We start from the raw sequence: 583 nt of genomic DNA on the forward strand, positions 1-583 counted from the left end.
GGGGGTGCCCAAAGGTGTTGCGGTCACCCACGCCAACGTGACCGAGTTGATGGAGTCCCTGGAGTCCGGCTTGCCTGCCGCGGTGTGGGCGCAGTGCCATTCGTATGCCTTTGATGCCTCGGTGGAGGAGATTTGGGGGGTGTTGCTGCACGGTGGCCGGCTGGTCATCGTTCCCGAGTGGGTGGTTCGTTCTCCGCAGGATTTCCGTGATGTCTTGATCGGGGAGAGGGTCAGTGTGGTGACCCAGACTCCGTCGGCGCTGGCGATGTTGTCGCCTGAGGGTCTGGACTCGGTGGCGGTGCTGGTGGTCGGTGAGGCGTGTCCGGCCGAGGTGGTGGCGCGGTGGGCGCCGGGCCGGGTGATGATCAATGCCTACGGTCCGACCGAGACCACGATCTGCGCGTCGCGTACTACGGCGTTGGCGGCGGACTGCGGGGTGCCGCCGATCGGTGCGCCGGTGGCGACGGCTGCGTTGTTCGTGCTGGATTCGTGGTTGCGGCGGGTGCCTGCCGGGGTGGTCGGTGAGTTGTATGTGGCGGGTCGCGGTGTTGCGGTCGGCTATGTGGGCCGGTCGGGGTTGACC

General features: G+C 67.2%; 1 protein-coding gene. It reads left to right on the forward strand.

The features are described 5' to 3' along the window. Positions 1 to 583 (forward strand): AMP-binding protein (locus tag O6P37_RS28415; RefSeq protein ID WP_269897216.1); only part of this gene is annotated, 583 nt, incomplete at both ends.

The organism is Mycobacterium hippophais (assembly GCF_027529605.1).
GTDB classification, from domain to species: domain Bacteria; phylum Actinomycetota; class Actinomycetes; order Mycobacteriales; family Mycobacteriaceae; genus Mycobacterium; species Mycobacterium arseniciresistens.